This is a genomic window from Acuticoccus sp. I52.16.1 (assembly GCF_022865125.1).
GTDB lineage: Bacteria > Pseudomonadota > Alphaproteobacteria > Rhizobiales > Amorphaceae > Acuticoccus.
This window is the reverse complement of record NZ_CP094828.1, coordinates 2,456,141-2,473,217: the sequence shown is the minus strand read 5'-3', so window position 1 is coordinate 2,473,217 and position 17,077 is coordinate 2,456,141. Positions and strand designations below refer to the sequence as shown.

General features: G+C 62.5%; 14 protein-coding genes and 1 pseudogene. 8 read left to right on the top strand and 7 right to left on the bottom strand.

What is annotated here, in order from left to right:
- Positions 1–7 precede the first annotated feature (7 nt).
- Positions 8–541, bottom strand: coding sequence for a phage tail tape measure C-terminal domain-containing protein (locus MRB58_RS24960; protein ID WP_371747291.1), 534 nt, complete (start codon positions 539–541; stop codon positions 8–10).
- A gap of 604 nt (positions 542–1,145) precedes the next feature.
- On the opposite strand from MRB58_RS24960, the gene MRB58_RS24955 reads away from it, so the two are divergent.
- Positions 1,146–1,778 carry a hypothetical protein gene (locus tag MRB58_RS24955; RefSeq protein ID WP_371747265.1) on the top strand — a complete coding sequence of 211 codons (633 nt, stop codon included), beginning with the start codon at positions 1,146–1,148 and terminating at the stop codon, positions 1,776–1,778.
- Here MRB58_RS24955 and MRB58_RS11250 read toward each other — a convergent pair.
- From MRB58_RS11250 to MRB58_RS11235, 4 genes are all read right to left on the bottom strand, one after another.
- Positions 1,687–1,884, bottom strand: a complete 198-nt coding sequence (locus MRB58_RS11250; protein WP_244781793.1) for a hypothetical protein — start codon at positions 1,882–1,884, stop codon at positions 1,687–1,689. The two genes, MRB58_RS24955 and MRB58_RS11250, sit on opposite strands and share 92 nt — an antisense overlap.
- Before the next feature lie 29 nt (positions 1,885–1,913).
- The gene (locus MRB58_RS11245; protein WP_244781792.1) at positions 1,914–2,351 is read right to left on the bottom strand and encodes a hypothetical protein; all 438 of its coding nucleotides are present in this window, start codon (positions 2,349–2,351) and stop codon (positions 1,914–1,916) included.
- The gene (locus tag MRB58_RS11240; RefSeq protein WP_244781791.1) at positions 2,351–3,043 is read right to left on the bottom strand and encodes a phage tail tube protein; all 693 of its coding nucleotides are present in this window, start codon (positions 3,041–3,043) and stop codon (positions 2,351–2,353) included. The genes MRB58_RS11245 and MRB58_RS11240 overlap by 1 nt, the downstream gene beginning before the upstream one ends.
- Positions 3,044–3,218: 175 nt before the next feature.
- Positions 3,219–3,959 carry a hypothetical protein gene (locus MRB58_RS11235; protein ID WP_244781790.1) on the bottom strand — a complete coding sequence of 247 codons (741 nt, stop codon included), beginning with the start codon at positions 3,957–3,959 and terminating at the stop codon, positions 3,219–3,221.
- A gap of 393 nt (positions 3,960–4,352) precedes the next feature.
- Between MRB58_RS11235 and MRB58_RS11230 the strand changes: the two genes are divergently transcribed.
- The 6 genes from MRB58_RS11230 to MRB58_RS11205 all read left to right on the top strand — a co-directional run bounded on the left by MRB58_RS11230 (position 4,353) and on the right by MRB58_RS11205 (position 11,781).
- On the top strand, positions 4,353–4,625 hold the full coding sequence (locus MRB58_RS11230; RefSeq protein ID WP_244781789.1) for a hypothetical protein: 273 nt from the start codon (positions 4,353–4,355) through the stop codon (positions 4,623–4,625).
- The gene (locus tag MRB58_RS11225) at positions 4,622–5,014 is read left to right on the top strand and encodes a hypothetical protein (RefSeq protein WP_244781788.1); all 393 of its coding nucleotides are present in this window, start codon (positions 4,622–4,624) and stop codon (positions 5,012–5,014) included. The genes MRB58_RS11230 and MRB58_RS11225 overlap by 4 nt, the downstream gene beginning before the upstream one ends.
- A 390-nt stretch (positions 5,015–5,404) precedes the next feature.
- Entirely contained in the window at positions 5,405–6,565 is a 1,161-nt protein-coding gene (locus MRB58_RS11220) for a cysteine desulfurase family protein (RefSeq protein WP_244781787.1), read from the top strand.
- Positions 6,566–6,644: 79 nt separating this feature from the next.
- A complete protein-coding gene (locus MRB58_RS11215; protein WP_244781786.1) occupies positions 6,645–7,607 on the top strand; it encodes a DUF4007 family protein in 963 nt (320 codons plus the stop codon).
- A complete protein-coding gene (locus MRB58_RS11210) occupies positions 7,604–10,945 on the top strand; it encodes a hypothetical protein (RefSeq protein WP_244781785.1) in 3,342 nt (1,113 codons plus the stop codon). The genes MRB58_RS11215 and MRB58_RS11210 overlap by 4 nt, the downstream gene beginning before the upstream one ends.
- A complete protein-coding gene (locus MRB58_RS11205; protein WP_244781784.1) occupies positions 10,942–11,781 on the top strand; it encodes a phosphoadenosine phosphosulfate reductase family protein in 840 nt (279 codons plus the stop codon). Before MRB58_RS11210 ends, MRB58_RS11205 begins: the two co-directional genes overlap by 4 nt.
- Positions 11,782–12,151: 370 nt before the next feature.
- Here the strand turns inward: MRB58_RS11205 and MRB58_RS11200 are convergent, their stop codons facing one another.
- Together MRB58_RS11200 and MRB58_RS11195 are read right to left on the bottom strand one after the other, a co-directional pair.
- A complete protein-coding gene (locus tag MRB58_RS11200; protein WP_244781783.1) occupies positions 12,152–14,446 on the bottom strand; it encodes a DNA sulfur modification protein DndB in 2,295 nt (764 codons plus the stop codon).
- Position 14,447: 1 nt separating this feature from the next.
- Positions 14,448–15,092, bottom strand: coding sequence for a hypothetical protein (locus tag MRB58_RS11195; RefSeq protein ID WP_244781782.1), 645 nt, complete (start codon positions 15,090–15,092; stop codon positions 14,448–14,450).
- A 741-nt stretch (positions 15,093–15,833) separates the two neighbouring features.
- Here MRB58_RS11195 and MRB58_RS24950 point away from each other — a divergent pair.
- Positions 15,834–16,898, top strand: a pseudogene (locus MRB58_RS24950) (IS5 family transposase); the annotation flags it as partial.
- Positions 16,899–17,077: the final 179 nt, after the last annotated feature.

The window sequence follows — 17,077 nt, the reverse complement described above, 5'->3', positions numbered from 1 at the left end:
GCCACCATCAGAGCCCCCGCCGTCCGAGCGACACCGCGCGAGCGACATCTGCCGCGACCTGCGTGCGCGACTGGCGGAAGCTCTCCGCGTCTTTGGCGACGATGGTGACGCTTACACCGCCCGTTGCGCGATCCCGGTCGAGCACCGCCGTCTCACGACGGGACAGAACGCGTTTTTTGCGCTGCAGGATCGCCGGCACCTCGTCGGGCCGCAGTCCCGCCACGCCGCCCGCATGATACCGATGCGCTCCAGCGAACGCCGCGGCCGGCGCGAGACGCATCGGCGCCCGCTGCCCCACGACACCGCCGTCGTGGAAGACGCTGGCGAACACCGAACCGAGGCGACCGATACCGGCCGACAGCGCGTTTGAGAGCGGCCCGAAGATGAACCGCTGCGCCGCCACCTTGGCCATATCGACGAGCATCGAGCTGACCAGGCTGCGGAAGTCGATCTTGCCCGTCCGCACGAACTCGGCGAACGCCTCCTCGGCGCTGCGGAACGCGCTGACCAGCGTGTCGCCGATGTTCTTGCCGAGCGCCATCGCCTGCTTGGCGTAGTCGGTCACCGGATTTGATCCGCTCCCAGACCTCGGTCGCCACATCGGCGAGCAATGACAGCGCCTTGCCGAAACCGCCGGTGCTGCTGACGAGGCGGCCGAACTGGTAGATCAGCTCACCCGCGCCGACGATGAGCGCGCCGATGCCGGTCCGGATGAGCGCGCCACGGAGCACGACGAGGGCGGTGCCCAGGCCGCGGACCGAGACCGCAGCCGCCACCATTCCAGCGACCCAGCGTCCGACGAAGAACGCCGCAGCCGTCGCCGCATACGTCGCGACACGGCCGAGGTTGCCGATCACCATATCGATAGCCGTGCGGACGATGCCGCCGGCGGACGCGAGCGTGACGAAGGCCGAAGCGAGTGCTTCGACGGCCGGCGCCGCCGCGACCGCAATCCGATTGCGTAGCTCCTCCATCACGAGCGACATCGTGTCGAGCGCAACCTCGGTCCGCTGCAGCGCCTTGAGCGCGTCGGCATCGAGCACGGCGCCAAGGTCCGCCGCGCGATCGCCAAGGCGCTGCATCTCCGCGCCCCCGCCGCGCAGAAGCGGCAGGAGGCGCGTCGCGTCGGAGGCCATCGCCTCGAGGTGGAACGTCATCTCCTGCTGCGACAGCCCGGCACGCTGCAAGGTGTCGACGTAGAGCTGCAGCGCCTCGGGACCGGAGAGGCGAGCGAACTGATCGGCGGTGACGCCCACCCGCGGCGCGACCTTCTCGAAGAAGTCCGCCATGGGGCCGCCGCCGGTCTGGAGGAAGTCGCCGACGCGATCGTTCACGTCCTTCAGGATGTCGGCGAGCTTCTCCTGCTCGATACCTACCGTCCGGGCGGCGCCCGACCAGCGCTGGAAGCCCTCGGGCGTGGCGTTGGCGACCTGCACGAACTGCCGGAGCTGCGCGCCGCTCTCCGCCGCGGAGCGGACGATGAGGCCAAGCGATGCCGTCGCGCCGGCCGCGGCTGCGGTGAGCCCGGCGCGTGCCGCTCGGGCGAACGATGCCATTCGCGCATTCGCCGCTTCCATTTCGCGCGAGAGTCGGGCGAACGCTTTACCGCCGGTGTCGCCGACGCCCTGCAGCTCGGCTTTGACCTGACGTCCGCCGACCGCGGCAAGGCGGACGCTGACGCGTTTCTCAGACATGCTCCGATCCGATCTGCTTGTTTATGGCGGTTACCGCCGCCGCTTCGAGCGCAGGGAGCATCTCGGCGGCGGCGAGCGTGCTGACGCTCAGCGCGTCAGCCATGGCGAGCGCCGCGGTCATGTCCCAGCCGACGATGCCGCCAGGCACGACACGGACTTGTCCGCCCATGCGCTGGGCGAGGTCCCACACCTGCCAGCCCTCGACGGTCTGCGGCAGGTTCAGGCGGCCCGGGCACTCCGGGCACGGCGACGGGCAGGCGTCACAGTATCCTTGGCCCCCGCCGAAGTGCCATTCGGCGAGGTCGCCGAGCCGTTTTTTTCCGCGTCGAGCAGCAGCCCCTTGTTCACGTACTTCAGCTGGAAGGCCTCGAAGACGGGATAGAGGTCGAGCAGCGCGTCGATGCCGTCGAAGGTCGGGTCGACAGGCTCGCCATCGGCATCGCCGACGCCTTCCCACCCGAGCAGCGCACGGCGGGCGATGGCCTTGGCGTACGCCAGCGCGCGATCCTCGTCGGGCGCGTCGTCCGGCATCTCGTGGACCACCGGATCGTTGCGCGCCGAGACCATCAGCGCGGTTGTAAGCGGGGCGAGGCAAACGCGCACGCCGGCGGCGAGATCGAGCCAGACCGGCTCGCGATGAAGATCGAGTCGAAGCATCAGTATTCCTCGATGTCGTTGACGAGGGTTGCGGTGCACATGCGGCCGACGACGGGGTCGCGCGCCGCCTGCCAGTCGAAGCTCGCCTGCACGCCCTGCGGCCCAGAGATCTCCAGCCGCGGGCGTGGCAGGTAGACGGCGTGGGCGACAAGCTCGAAGCTTTCACCGGATGGCAGCGTGTAGGCGAAGGTCAGCTCGGCGGAGGTGCCGTTGATCGCCTGGTTGAGCAGGGTCTGGTCGGCGAACCGGACGTCGATCCGGCCCGTGAGGGCGGCGATGGACGGGTCGGCGCCGTCGATGCGGCCGTCGGCGCGGATGGTCTCGATGCGGTCGAGGTTGTTGGCGTACGTCACCTCGGCGGAGACGACGTTGCCGAGTGCTGAACCGTCGCGGCTGATCGAGCCGGCGAAGTGGCCGAACCGCTTCAGCGACCAATCCGACGGTGTGCCGGCGGCGGTGCTCGAAGCGACTGTCTCGCCCTGCGCGATCAGGCCAACGGTGGCGGTGAGCAAGCCGGACCGCTGCATCTGCCACGTCAGCCGATCGACGACGCAGCCGGTGGCCATCGCGAAGTGCGGGACGTCCGGCATCGCCGTCTCGATCGCCATCGAGGGCAGCGTCCATGATCCCGAGTGGAACTCGTGAGTGTACGGGCCGGTGCCCGTCGTGGTCGGGCTGAGATGCCTGGTCACTACAGTCTCCTTCCCGGTCTGTGCGGGAGGGAGACTGCAAATCATGGCTGGGGGATTTCCACCCACACTGGAGGGGGATGAGATCCCCCTGTGAATACTCGCAGCATGTCTGCGGTTTCGAACACGGTGGGGGATAGCATCCCCCACCCATCCCCCGGAGCGGGATCAGCTCCGATCAATCGGAGACGATCCGGTACTTACCTCGACCATCTGACAGGATCAGTTCGCGCCACCCGGGCTTGGACTTGAAGACGTCCGACATGCGCAGACTCCTCGAACCGGCGCCCTTCAACAGTTCCTTGCCATCCCGCCAAGGATGACCCGACTGGGCTGCAGCGCGAAGGTGGCGGACCACCCTCGCCTGAATTTTGCCCAACCGCAGTTCGATGCCGCCAATCCGCACCTCGGTGCAGTTATCGGAAACGATGGTCGCTGGCTTCGCCGACGATGGCGCGGCATTCTCCAGCATGGCCGCAGCGACACATGTCCGGCATCGTGATGTGTCCATTTGAGCGCCGCTCAGCCCCAGCTCCGCTTCAGCCCGGTCGCGTTCCGAGCGGCGCACGACAACACCGGAGATCTTCACCATCACGGGCGGCGCCGACGGGATCAGCCGGATGAACTCGTCCTGGTGGTAGAAACTATTGACCGCCACCCAGCCTTCCTGGAACAGCGTGACGACGTCCCGTTCGAGGAGGTCCATTAGGCCGCTGTACCGGGTCTTTTCGTAGGGCACGTCGAACCAGCCTCCGTCAGGCGACTGTTCGAGGTAGGCCCGTTCGATCGCGATCCCGAACAGGCGAACACTGAGACGAAGCTGGCTGTTCTCGGCGAGGTAGGCGAGATCTCGACGCGGCATAGACCAGCGCTCTTCGATCTCGCCAAGCGTAAAATATTCCTTTTCGATGAGAGACATCGTCTGCATTTTCCTGATGCGGAGGATACGAAGGCGGGCAGGGATATCCGCTCATCACCGCCATTCAAGATTGATTCATGCAACAATCCACACGCTCAAGTGGGACCGAAAGGACGTTTCGCGGAGGCGCCGAAAGGTGGATCGGAACTGTCGCGAAAGGAGCGTTCGCGTGCGAATCGCGTCGCGCGCTATTGAGCGGAGAGGGAACGGGCCACGCCGCTCTCGTCCGGTGCGGGGGAGGACAAAGCCGAGGCGCGTCCACATTCGCCGGCCTTCGCACCTTTTCCTTCTTCGCCGCAGCGCTGCGATAGCCGGCCAATTTTGCTTACTCTTCCAGCATCGGCATGGTCCGTTCGGCCAATCGAATCAGATTGGTCCTCGGCCCGGATGCAAATGCCCAATCCCATTCACCCGCAACATCTCAGCCCGCGCGAGCGGCGGCGCCAAGTCTGCGCGATCCTGGCGCACGGCGTCATCCACACCGCGCTGCACCAGCTGAACCCGACTTGGGATGAGCTATTCCCGGCGGAGAAGGCGCGCATCGTGGCGCTGCTGGTCGAGCGGATCGACATTGGCACCGATGGGCTGAACGTTCAGCTTCGGGTCGATGGCTTGGTCGGACTCGCGCGCGAAACGCTGGCGGACAATTTGGACCGCGCCGCATGACCCGCGCTACGCCGATTCCCGACACCGTGACGGTTCATGTCCCATTTCGGACCGTAAAGCGTGGCGGGCGAAAGGAAATCCGGCTGCCGGACGGCGCACCATCGCGGCCGGAGCTGGACAACGCGTTGGTAAAAGCGCTGGCGCGCGCATTCCGGTGGGAGCGCATGTTGCGGTCAGGAGAGATCGCGACGATCGCGGAGCTGGCTGAGCGGGAAAAGATCGCGCCGTCATACATGACACGCATCCTGCGTCTGACGCTGCTGGCACCGGACCTCGTCGAGGCGATCCTGGACGGCAGGCAGAGGCCGGAAGTGACGCTGGCGAGGGTGCTGGAGCCGTTTCCGGTGGAGTGGATGGCGCAAGAGTTTCGAGATAAAGCGCTTTCTTAGCAGGACATTACGCCTGCTCCTGCGGCCGTCGGACACCTCGGGACGAAAGCGGCGCACAAGCGAGATAGGGAGGAGAACGTTGCAAGAACAAGGGTCCTCACTTAGCATATCGCCATCTCATAGGATCCGAACCTGGACGACTCCTCCAGGTGGGTTGAGTTTGATGCTGACATGGTGAAAGGTGGTCACCGACCAAGAGGCAGAAAGGACACTGTCCGCTTCACGGTGAGTTTGACCCTCAGCTCCACTCGACGCTGCTGCGCATCGCCAAGAGCAACGATCTGTCGCTCTCATGGGCCGTGCGTCGCGCGGTGGCAGAGTTCGTTGAACGCCAACATGCAAGCCAACAGCCCGAGCTGCCCTTCTCGCAGCCGGCATCCGAGGAATGAGATGAGCCGATCCGCGCCGATATACCTGGATTACCAAGCGACCACTCCGCTTGATCCGGATGTGCGTGCGGCCATGCTGCCGTTCCTTGAAGACCGGTTCGGCAATCCGCATTCGGAGCATGCACTTGGCTGGGATGCGGCTGAGGCCGTGGAGGATGCGCGCCGAGCGGTTGCTGAGCTGATTGGTGCGGCGCCCGGCGAGATTATCGTGACCGGCGGCGCAACCGAGGCCAACAATCTGAGCCTGCTCGGGGCGGCAAAGCGCACGAAGCGGCGTCATATTTTGGTCTCTGCCATCGAGCACAAGAGCGTGCTTGCGCCGGCACAAGCGCTCGCCGAGCTCGGCCTTAAAGTCGAGACCATCCCCGTGCAGGCCGACGGCATCGTCGATCTGGAGCGACTACCGCAGTTAATAGGGCCTGATACGGCTTTGGTCTCGGTGATGGCGGCAAATAACGAGATCGGCACGCTGCAGCCGCTGCAGGAAATTGGCGCCCTATGTGCTGAGGCCGGGGCACTATTCCATACGGATGCCGCGCAGCTTGTCGGCAAGCTTCCGATCGATGTTGCCGCCACCGGCATTGATCTGCTCAGCCTGTCAGCGCACAAATTCTACGGTCCGAAGGGGATTGGAGCGCTTTACCTCGCCGCTGACGTGCGACCTCAGATTGCACCCATTATCCATGGTGGCGGTCAGCAGCACGGGATGCGCGCCGGGACACTCGCCCCGATGCTCTGTGCCGGAATTGCTGCAGCTGCGGGGAAGGCACTCGTACAGCAAGCCAAGGATGCGGCGCACACGGAATTTCTCAAATCTCGCCTGTTGAGCCGGCTGAAAGAGGGGCTGCCTGCGCTCAAGGTCAATGGCTCAGAGACTCGCAGCCTCAGCGGCTGCTTAAATATCTGCATTCCGGGCATTGATGCACATGCCCTGCTGATGACGCTGCAGACGGAGCTTGCGGCCTCGGTGGGTTCTGCCTGCAATGCCGGCCTGATCGAGCCCTCTTATGTGCTCGGCTCGATCGGCCTCACGCCTGCCGAGGCAAGCGCTTCCCTGCGCCTCGGCTTTGGGCGTTTTACCACCATTGACGACATCGATAAGGCGACAACGCTGATCTGTGAGAAGGCGGATCGCCTGTCCCACATCCGCGCTGCGGCCTGAGGACAGTCATGCGGCAACCAACGCGAGGATATATCTCTCTGCCACAGAGACTGGATGCTCCATCCAGGAGGACCGTTTCATGATTAGAGGCCCCCTCGCCGACCCGACATTCCGCGCGCAATTCTCAGGTCACGAGACCTTCCCGCTGCGCCATCTCTGGCTCAAGAAGGCATATGATCAGGTGGCCGCGGGAAAGGACGGCGCGGCGCCAAGGTCAATCTTTACAGATCCGGAGGCGATCGTCACCTTCGGGGTGGGCAAGAATATGGTTGCCGCCATTCGCCATTGGGCACTGACGTGCGGCGTGCTCACAGAAGACGGTGATTTCTTCCGCACTACACCGATCGGCGATTATCTGTTTGGCGATGAGCGCGGCGTCGATCCATTCTTGGAAGCACCGGCGACGCTTTGGCTGCTGCATTGGATGATGGCCGGTGCGCCGGAGCGCAGCACCACATGGTTCTATGCCTTCAATCATCTCACGGTGCAGACCTTCGATCATGAAGCGATCGCAGCGCCGCTGCGCGATTATCGCGACCAGCAGAATGCGGTGCTCAAGAACCGCATTCGCGCGTCGGACGCGACTATCAAGCGGGATGTAGAGTGCTTCATACGAAGCTATGTCCCCACACGGCACGGAAAGTTCAGTGACGACCTATTCGAGCCGGCCTTGGTACCGCTTGGACTGATTCGGGCTGTTAGTAGCAAGGCCTTCCAGTTTCGCAGGGGCGCCAAGCCCACTTTGCCTGACGGCATCTTTCTCTTTGCCCTGAATGATTTCTGGTCGCGCTATGCGCCTGAACAGAAGACTCTCTCGGTCGAAGCGCTGACATTCGAGCCCGGCTCACCAGGCCGCGTCTTCAAGCTCGATGAAGATGCTTTGGTGGAGCGATTGGCGCGCATCGAAGAGAGCTCAACTCGGGCCTTTATCTGGTCCGACACGGCCGGCGTGCGCAACGTCGCTCGCCGCAGCGAAAACCCCGACCGCATAGGATTTTTGGCTTCTGCCTATGAGTCCGCAGCGCAGAGGAGTGCCGCATGAGCATGCTGTCCGATATCGTCGCCGTCTCCCGCCGGTTTCAGCGTTCCGTACGGCTCGACACGGATCACGCTACCAATGGTGCCCTGCAGGGCTATGTCTGCCATGGCTCTGGCCGCCAGGCCATCGAGACCATGGCGCGCCTCTACCAGGAGACGGGCCAGCGCGCCTTCACTTGGACCGGCCCCTATGGGGGCGGCAAGTCGAGCCTTGCGCTTCTGCTTTGCCAAACCATTGGCGGCAGCGCAAAACAAAAGCAGGCTGGGCTGCAGCTGCTTGGCGACGTGCCCGGTTTCCGCGATGCCTTCCCGCAAGAGGCAGAACCATGGCTGGTTGTGCCGCTTGTTGGGCGCCGCGCCGACCCCGTCTCAGATCTGCGCGAGGCCGTGGCGGATGCAGTCGCCCGCGAGGCGAAGCCAGCGCGCACCAAGCGCCGTCAGATTGATCCTGCCGGCCGTGACGTAATCGATCGCCTCTTGAGGGAGGCTTCTGCGCGACCAGAGGCCGGCGTGCTGCTTGTCATAGATGAGCTCGGGAAATACCTGGAGGCCGCTGCTGATGGCAGTGCCGATATCCACTTCTTTCAGGAACTCGCCGAGGCCGCCGCCCGCTGTGAAGGCCGGCTGCTGATCGTTGGTGTTCTGCATCAATCCTTCGATCAGTATGCGCGGCGTTTCGGCGCCGACATGCAGGACGATTGGGCCAAGATTCAGGGCCGTTTTGTCGATATCCCAATCGTCACGGCGATCGATGAAGTTCTCGATCTCATTGGCCGAGCTCTCACGCGTGCTAACCAGGCGCTCATCCCTACCGAGATAATCGGAACGGCTGCCGACGCCATCCGCCGGCGTCGACCTGGCAGCCCACATGACCTGGCAGAGCGCCTTGCGGCCTGTTGGCCGCTTCATCCGGTCAGCGCAGCCCTGATTGGTCCCCTGTCGCGCCGGCGTTTCGGCCAGAATGAGCGCAGCGTCTTCGGGTTCCTCAATTCTGCCGAGCCCGGTGGGTTTCAGGAATATCTCAAGACGCATGAGGCGGGCTCAGCCCCCTATGATCCTGCCCAGCTGTGGGACTATCTGCGAGCCAATCTGGAACCCGCCATCCTTGCGTCTCCCGACTCTCATCGCTGGTCCGAAGCGGTGGATGCCGTGCAGCGCTGCGAGCGCAATGGCGAAGCGCTGCACCTGAAGCTTGCCAAGAGCATCGCCGTAATTGAGCTGTTCCATGGCGGAAGCGGGGTACTGCCCGAGCGCAGCATCTTGGCTACCTGCGTGCCTGATGCAGCACCGGAGGCAGTCGACCACGCCTTGCAGCAGCTGCAGGATTGGTCAGTGACGGTCTACAGAGGGCATCTTAATGCCTTCGCCCTTTTCGCCGGCAGCGATTTCGATATTGAAGCCGCGCTTGTCGAAGTGAAAACCCAGCTCGGTGAGCTGGACCTAAATCGCCTGTCCACCTTCGCCGATCTGCAGCCCGTCTTGGCAAAGAAGCACTATTTCACCACGGGAACGCTGCGCTGGTTCACAGCGGGATTGGCGTCACCGCAGGGGTTGGCCAAAACTGTCGAGCGCTACAGCCCTACCAATGGAGCCGCAGGACAGTTCCTGCTGGTTATCCCGGATGATGACTGGCCGGCCTCGAAGCCGGCGGCTCGCTGCCGCGAGGTGTCAACCAAGACCGGTGCGTATCCCGTCGCGCTAGGGGTGCCGCCCAATGCGCAGCATATCCGCAAGTCCGGCTCAGCGCTGCTCGCGTTGGAGCGCATTCGCCAGGGGCACCCGGCCCTCGAAGGCGATGCTGTTGCCCGCCGGGAGCTTGAGGCGCGATTGGCCGTGGTTAGGGCCGAACTTGAAGAGGCGCTGCGCCAAGGCTTTGTTCTGGCGACCTGGTATGTCCATGGCACCGCGCATAAGGCGGGGAGTAGCCAGGCCATAGCGCAGATTGCCTCAACCCTAGCTGATGCGACCTTCCCCGAGACGCCGCATATTCGCAGCGAGCTGGTCAACCGTGAGCAGCCCTCCAGCAACAGCCAGGCGGCGGTGCGCGCCCTGCTGCATGCCATGGTCAATAGCCCTGATCTGGATGATCTGGGAATGGAAGGCTTCCCTGCGGAGATGGGGCTCTATCGCACCGTGCTCAAAGCCACTGGCCTACATCGGAGTTCCAAGGGCGGATTTGGCTTTCAGCTGCCCACGACCAAGGCCGGCACAAGCCTGCGCCCCATGTGGCAGCAGGCCGAGCAGCTCGCATTTGAGAAGGCTGGAGAGTTTCCCCTTCTGGATATTTATGGGCTGTGGCAGCAGCCGCCCTTCGGTGTGCGCTCCGGATTGCTGCCGCTATTGGCTGCTTCCTTTATCCTCGCGCACCGCTCCACCATGGCCGTCTATGTCGACGGCGTCTTCCAGCCTGAGATCAATGACTATGTGGTCGATCGCCTGCTCCAAGACCCGCGGGATCTGTCCCTGCGCCACGTTGATCCGAAAACTGAGGGCGAAGCCCTTCTCAAGGCGCTGAGCGTCGAGATCGACACCGTTATGGCGCGCGCGCCTGAGCTCAAGCCTCTGCATGTCGCCCAAGCTCTGGTTGAATTCGTGATGCGCCTTCCGGAATGGACGCGCCGCACATCCTCCGTTTCAAAGGAAGCTCAGGAGCTTTGCCGGATCATGCGGGCAGCCAGTGATCCGCACCGAACAATCTTTGTCGATTTGGTACAGCTTAGCGGAAGCGAGGCTCCCGCGTCAGTCGCTCCCCATATTGGTGGCCTTCTACGCGAGCTGAATGAAGCCTACGACACCATGCTTGGCCGATTGCGGGACAAGATGCTTGATGCTCTCGGCCATAAGGAAGGCCCGCTAGCGGCGCTGCAGCGCCGTGCAGAGACCATCAAGGGCATTTCCGGCGATTTGCGGCTTGATGCCTTTGCGGCGCGTCTGCAGAACTTTTCGGGAAGCCTTGTTGATATGGAATCCCTAGCCGGTCTGCTAGCCAACAAGCCCCCGCGCAATTGGAGCGATCTCGAGCCTAACCGCGCTGCCTTGGAGGCGGGCAAGCTTGCTCTTGGGTTTCGCCAGGCCGAGATGCTGGCGCAGGTGCAAGGGCGCGCCCCAAGCCGCCATGCGCTTGGCGTAGTTGTCGGCACGGGTGCGCGGGGCGCCACTGCCCATCAGGCCGTGGAGCTGTCACCGGCAGAGCAGGAGGCCGCCAAGGCGCTAGCCGCAAGCCTTCAAGGTATTCTCGCCAAAGCTGGAGTCAGCGATGCCGTGGCATTGGCCGCCCTCGCCGAGGCGGGCATGCAGCGCATGGGCGCGCATGATGATGCGATGAGGAGCCTGACAGGATGAGTACGCGCCACGTTCTCGGCCTGTCCGGAGGGCGCGACAGCGCTGCCTTGGCTGTGTTCATGCGCCAGACCTACCCAGACCTGCCGATCGAGTATTTTTTCACCGACACGGGCAAGGAGCTACCCGAGGTTTATGAATTCCTGGGCCGCTTGGAAGGCTTTCTAGGGCGCCCTATCGCCTATCTCAATCCCGACCGCGACTTCGATTTCTGGCTCAAGGAGTATGGCAATTTTCTGCCCTCCCCACGTACCCGATGGTGCACGCGCCAGCTCAAGTTACGCCCGTTCGAGAAATGGGTGAAGAGTGATCTGGAGAGTGGCAGCGAGATTATCAGCTACGTCGCGATTCGCGCCGATGAGCCGGCTCGCACAGGCATGCAGGCGACCCATCCCAATCTGAAGATCACCTTCCCGTTGCGCAAGCATGGTCTCGATAAGTCCGCTGTGGTCGAACTTCTGGAATCCTCCGGACTTGGCCTGCCTACCTACTATGATTGGCGTTCACGCAGCGGCTGCACATTCTGCTTCTACCAACAGAAGATCGAGTGGGTGCGCCTCAAACGAACCCACCCGGAAGCCTTCGAAGAGGCCAAGGCGTACGAGAAGTCGGCCCTTGAGCACGGCTCGCCGTTCACCTGGAGTGACCGAGAGTCGCTCACTGAGTTGGAGCGACCAGAGCGCATCAAGCAGATAGAGGATGATTATCAGCAGCGCTTTGAGCGGGCCAAAGCGCGCCGGCCTAAAAACCCGCTGCGTGCTAATCTGACTGACATCGAAATCGACGACGCATACGGCACGGCTGAAGTCGCGGCCTCCTGCGTCATCTGCCACAAATGAGGGCCAGCAGCGCAATGCCAGAGATGCCAAAAGCCACCCACATCGGCCCAACAGAATGACACCAGGCTAACCGGGGAGATGCAGTATGACGGTCAGGCCAAGGGCGGTCTCAACTGACGGCGCGCGAGAGGTCGCAGCCGATGATGGTGCGTGGCATGGTGGAGGTCCTGTCCATGTCGTGCGGGATCGGCAGTCCCAAGCAACTGTTCAGGGTTCAAGAGCGATGCGGAAGGGACCCATGCTCCCTAACGGGCTCCGGGGCCCTTGGGTGGGACGGGCTCCCTTCCCCAACTCCTAAGCTACCACCTCGGCAACAGACACGGGGCGAGAAGACTTTTGAGGTAGAGCGGCTGCCCGGTTACTCCGTGAACTAGTCTGGTTCGACAGATTCCCACGTCTCATCAGCTGGTGGCGCTTCAGTCGCGTCCTCAGCCTTTGGCGGTTTCAGCAGCGCCGCCTTGGCCGGGACATCTTGATATCGCCAGCCCACGTTCTTCAAAAAGTTGCGGAATGATTCGTAGGCGCTATCGGCGATCTCTGCACGATCCTGTGGAGTCAGGTTTTCCTCGCGCATCAATTTTCTCTCCAGAAAATCCTTCCGATACTCGTCGAGAAGTGAGTTGAAAATTTGGTTTCTGCACTTAACGCGTTCCTGACGCAGCGAATCGGCCAGCTCACTTCCCTCGGCACGCCAAATTTCCAGCAGAAGATACTTGTATTTCGGCCATTGGTCGGGCTGCATCTCGCCACGATAGACGACCCGTCGGAACGTAGAGGCGGACGGCCCAACCTTCCAATCTCTGATCTCGCCCTCAGGCGTGCCGACGAACACCTCGATCAGACGGCGAACGTCGCTGGCTTTCGAGGGCGAGAAGAACGCGTTGAGCTCCGAGATGTAGCGATCAAATTCCGCTGTTACGTCGAGCGGAGCGGCATTGTCTTTCGTCCGGCTGAGATTGCACCTCTCGATCTCGCCGAAGAAGCCCGCGACGAGCGCGGACTGAAACGCAACGGTCGTCAAGACGTTATCATATAAATCGTTGATGAATTCGAGCACCTTGGGTTGGTAGGACCCATCCTCTAGTCGCAGCGCTCGCTTATCAGCGACGCTGGCCAGGACGCGCTCGGCGCGCTGATGCCGGAGCTTCTGAATGAAGTCCTGCACGAGCTTCTGGGTCGCTTTCAGCCGGTCGGCTACCTCCTGGATCTTGGTTGCTTCTGACCCAAACTCCCCGGCCCCCAACTTCTCTGCGAGGTTCTCCTGATGTGCGGCGAACGTTCGTCCAATTCCCTGGCCCTCGAAGAGGATCGGACGGAGCTTGGTGTTCGACTGGCTCAGCAGTTGCTGCTCGAGCCAAAGGACAGCTCCGGCATGGGCTTCAAACGGAAGAAAACGCTCAAACGCGGCAACGATGTGTCTGCCGAAGCGCTCATGGAACTGCGCGGTCAGCTTCCCGCCAGCGTCAGGCGTGTAGAAGTTGCGGCTTGTGGCGTCTGCCACATCAGCGCCGAGGACGTTGCGGCCATCAAGGCGTTCGAGTGCACCGGCGCTCTGCAGCTCGGTGCGCTTGTAGAACTTGCCCGAGCGTGGTTTAGCACCATTCACGTCCTCATCCCGCTTATTTAGGAGGATGTGCTCTATAAAGTAATAAATATGATTTACGCTCGTCATAGCTATTGGGCTGTCGATCTTGACCCGGTCATGCGCCTGATCAAGTTCGACATTGCTAATTCGAAGCGACGCGCTGGACCGCGCGTCCTTTCTCTTAATCGTCGAAAGTGTATCGCGTAGGAAGAGCGCGATCAGATCGTTATCGTCGAGCAACCGGTTGCGCGACGCCGAAACCTGGCGCGCGGTCTTATTGAGCGTCAGGAAGATCGATCGTGCGGCCATCTTCACGTTGTACCCACCGCCGTAGGTCTCATCGAGCGCTGGAAAGGTGCAGAACATCACGGGTAGGCTGATATTCTTGAGGGAGAATTGCTGGATGTAGCTGGGGGTCCACTCCTCATAGTAGTCTTTGTAGGGCGCACGCATTGCATCGGACCAATCCTGCTTGAGATTGCGATAGATTGCGAGCAGGGCCATGGCACGGTGTTGACCATCAACAATCACGAGCTTTGATTTATTTGTGTTGAGCCGCAACTTAACGAGGTCGTGTTCGAATAAGACATTTCCCTGCCGGGGCTGTTGGAACTCAAAGAGTTCCTGGCCGATCGGACCCGATCGCAGAATTTCTAGGTCGTGGTCCGACATTTGGCGCGTCTCTGTCTCCACCTTTGGGTAGTAGTCGGCTGGCCGGTTATCGAGCTCCTTTACCGGCATCACCACCACAATGATCGGTGGAAAAAGCTTCACCAGATCCTTGGACCGATGGTCGAGCAAGTAGGGCACAAGTTCAGAAGACACGCGCGCATCGTCAATATCGCGCTGCATGATTTCATCAAACTCAAGCTCAGTCGTTGGGAAAATCTCTCGGACGGGCGCGAGGTGCTTAAGCACTTCCTCGTTCGCGCTACTTGCAAAATTCAGGCCGACATGAGTAAGGAAGTATTTCACGTCGACGGTCTTCTGATCGGCTTTCCCGGTTCCAACGCTGAACGTGCCGATCGAGCCTGACAGAGTGAGGTTGAGGGCCGACGATATGCTTAGACCGAGACTCATGTTAGTTTCTTCCCAAGATCGGATAGCAGATGCGGTTAAGGATATTCTCGATGTCGACAGCCGCTCCATCGTCACTCGAGATTAAGCATGTAAAAACCAGGAGGCGTTCGGGCGGTATCTTACGCTTCGCGACCTGCCATGCAAACCCCGCGTCCGAACTTTGGCTTGTATGTCCGTCACGTGGTACGATAGACCTGAAGCGTTCGATGAGTTCCTTGTGGCGCGCAAGGCGGGATCGCAGTACCGAGGCCATTCCAATATAGAGTGGGCTGGAGAACATCGGCGCGGAAAGCGTTAAGGCGTCACGGATGGTCCGCAGCCGCTCTGGTTCCGACGCCAAGCGACTAACTAGGCTAGCGGATGCCGCTGTCTCATGCGCGAGAGAGCCGACGTAAGCGGGCTTCAGTGGTCCGCTGATCGCCGCGGTATACGGTTCCTCCTCAAAGTAGTGGAAGAGCCGCCCGTCTAGCACGGCCCTGATCACCCGTTCGGCCTCAGAGCGTTCGGTCGCGGACTGCACCGCCTCGATCGTGCGCTCGAGATCGAAGTCGGTAATCTCCGGACTGTAATACCACGCGTAGATGCCCGATGCCGCAGGAGCGTTGCCAAGGTCGGCCCAAAGATGCTTTTGTATCGCGTTGGTCATTCTACTCCGAGCGTCACCTGCTTGGTTTCTCGAGCCGTTCTGGTATCATCCTTAGCGGTTCGCCCTCGGTGGGCCAAGGCAGGTCCTTACCGCACCTCCGGCGGGGCGTCTCACGCGCGCGTGAAGGCTCCATTAGCGCCCGGTCCTCCAGCTCAGGCACGACCGACAAGCTGCGAGAAGGAGCTTCCATGACTTGGCAGCCCATCGCGTCTGCGGTCTGCCAGAGGCGTTCGAAAGCTCCGTCCGTCGTCTGATTTCTGTTCCAATTGGTCGAGCGCCACTGACGTCGAAGTGATTAGCGTCGCTGGAAGAGAAACCCTTGGTTTTTAATGCCCTGGAGGCCATTCACCAAATTGGTGCAGTCATGAGGTCCGGAGAATATCGGCTCGAAGAGACCGCTTGCAGACCTCCTACGGCCGGGCAGGTGAACAGCTTCTCTCGCATAACCCTCTAAAACAACGGGAATTTCCGGCCGCAGCCGCATCGGGAGAACGCTTTCTCTGAGGCGACTGGCGGAGGGAGAGGGTCTAGGACCCAACATTCTCCGCTCCGCCTCTCGCTGAGAACGCCAGCGTTTCAGCGCTTTCCGTCGGCGCGGCTCACCTCGATAGCGGCGCTGATGGCGGCGCCGAGTTCCTCGTCGGAGACGGTTTCGGGAAGCTGGACGCCTCCGGAAACCACCCCGCAGTACGAGGGCCGGCATAATCGGCCGACGCAAGGGTTGATTCGTCGGGGTGCGAGATGTCGGCAGGTCAGCGCGGTTTCTGGGACGTCGAGGATCGGCTGAAGGCTCTGTCCGAGCAGGGTGACCCGCTGGAGAGGCTCGGCGCGACGGTGGACTTTGAGATGTTCCGGGCGGACCTCGACCTGGCGCTGGGCCGACCCGACCGGTCGAAGGGTGGCCGCCCGCCGTTCGACCCTGTGCTGAAGTTCCGCATGCTGGTGCTACAAGCAATGCACGGGCTGTCGCTGGCGCAGACGCAGTACCTCGTGGCCGACCGGCTGAGCTGGATGCGGTTCTGCCGGCTCGGCCCCGGCGATGCGGTCCCCGATGCCAACACGCTGTGGGATTTCCGCGAGGCGCTGATCGCCGCCAGTGCGCTCGAGGCGCTGTTCGCGCGGCTCGACCGCGCGATCACCGAGCCGGCTATCTGCCGATGTCGGGGCAGATCGTCGACGCCACGCTGGTGGCGGCGCCGCGCCAGCGCCTCACCGGCGGCGAGAAGGCGGCGATCAAGGAAGGCCGAACGGCGCACGAGATCTGGCCGGAGACGCCGGCCAAGGCGCGCCAGAAGGACACCGACGCCCGCTGGACGATGAAGTTCGCCGAGGCGAAGCCCGCCGCGGACGGCTCAGCGCAGATCGACATCGCGGTGCCGACGTACGGCTCCAAGAGCCACATCTCGGTCGACCGGCGACACGGGATCATCCGCCGGCAGACGGTCATCGACGCGGCGGCCCATGACGGCGCACAGCTGCGCGAAGGATTGATCGATCCGATGAACACGGCCGCGGACGTGTGGGCCGACACGGCCTACCGCTCGACGGCGAACGAGCGCTACCTCGAGGACGTCGGTCGGGTCAGACGGATCCACCGCCGCAAGCCGCGCGGCAAGATGATGCCGAAGCACCACGCCAGGGCCAACGCGAAAGTCGGCCGTGCGAGCCCGCGTCGAGCACTGCTTCGGCCACCAGAAGAGCGTGATGGGGCTCGCGGTGCGCACCATCGGCCGCGTCCGCGCCGAGACCGGCATCACGCTCGCCAACATGGCCTACAACATGAAGCGCTGGTGCTGGCTCGACGGGCGAGGTGCGCCCGGGTCCCTCAAGACCCTGCCGCCGCTCGAAAAAGACAGCCATCGACCTTCCGCAGCGCTCGAACGGCCGAACGGCCTCGCTCCTCGATCTGATGCGGCATCCGACCCCGTTACCGGCGGTGTCCACCTGTTGATTGGGGTCTAGGTCGTGAACTCATGGTCCGGGAT

What these genes read in the sequence shown, in the direction of transcription:
- MRB58_RS24960 (WP_371747291.1), bottom strand. Translation starts at nt 541, where the DNA reads ATGGCGCTCGGCAAGAACATCGGCGACACGCTGGTCAGCGCGTTCCGC.
- MRB58_RS11245 (WP_244781792.1), bottom strand. Translation starts at nt 2,351, where the DNA reads ATGCTTCGACTCGATCTTCATCGCGAGCCGGTCTGGCTCGATCTCGCC.
- MRB58_RS11235 (WP_244781790.1), bottom strand. Translation starts at nt 3,959, where the DNA reads ATGTCTCTCATCGAAAAGGAATATTTTACGCTTGGCGAGATCGAAGAG.
- MRB58_RS11230 (WP_244781789.1), top strand. Translation starts at nt 4,353, where the DNA reads ATGCCCAATCCCATTCACCCGCAACATCTCAGCCCGCGCGAGCGGCGG.
- MRB58_RS11225 (WP_244781788.1), top strand. Translation starts at nt 4,622, where the DNA reads ATGACCCGCGCTACGCCGATTCCCGACACCGTGACGGTTCATGTCCCA.
- MRB58_RS11220 (WP_244781787.1), top strand. Translation starts at nt 5,405, where the DNA reads ATGAGCCGATCCGCGCCGATATACCTGGATTACCAAGCGACCACTCCG.
- MRB58_RS11215 (WP_244781786.1), top strand. Translation starts at nt 6,645, where the DNA reads ATGATTAGAGGCCCCCTCGCCGACCCGACATTCCGCGCGCAATTCTCA.
- MRB58_RS11210 (WP_244781785.1), top strand. Translation starts at nt 7,604, where the DNA reads ATGAGCATGCTGTCCGATATCGTCGCCGTCTCCCGCCGGTTTCAGCGT.
- MRB58_RS11205 (WP_244781784.1), top strand. Translation starts at nt 10,942, where the DNA reads ATGAGTACGCGCCACGTTCTCGGCCTGTCCGGAGGGCGCGACAGCGCT.
- MRB58_RS11200 (WP_244781783.1), bottom strand. Translation starts at nt 14,446, where the DNA reads ATGAGTCTCGGTCTAAGCATATCGTCGGCCCTCAACCTCACTCTGTCA.
- MRB58_RS11195 (WP_244781782.1), bottom strand. Translation starts at nt 15,092, where the DNA reads ATGACCAACGCGATACAAAAGCATCTTTGGGCCGACCTTGGCAACGCT.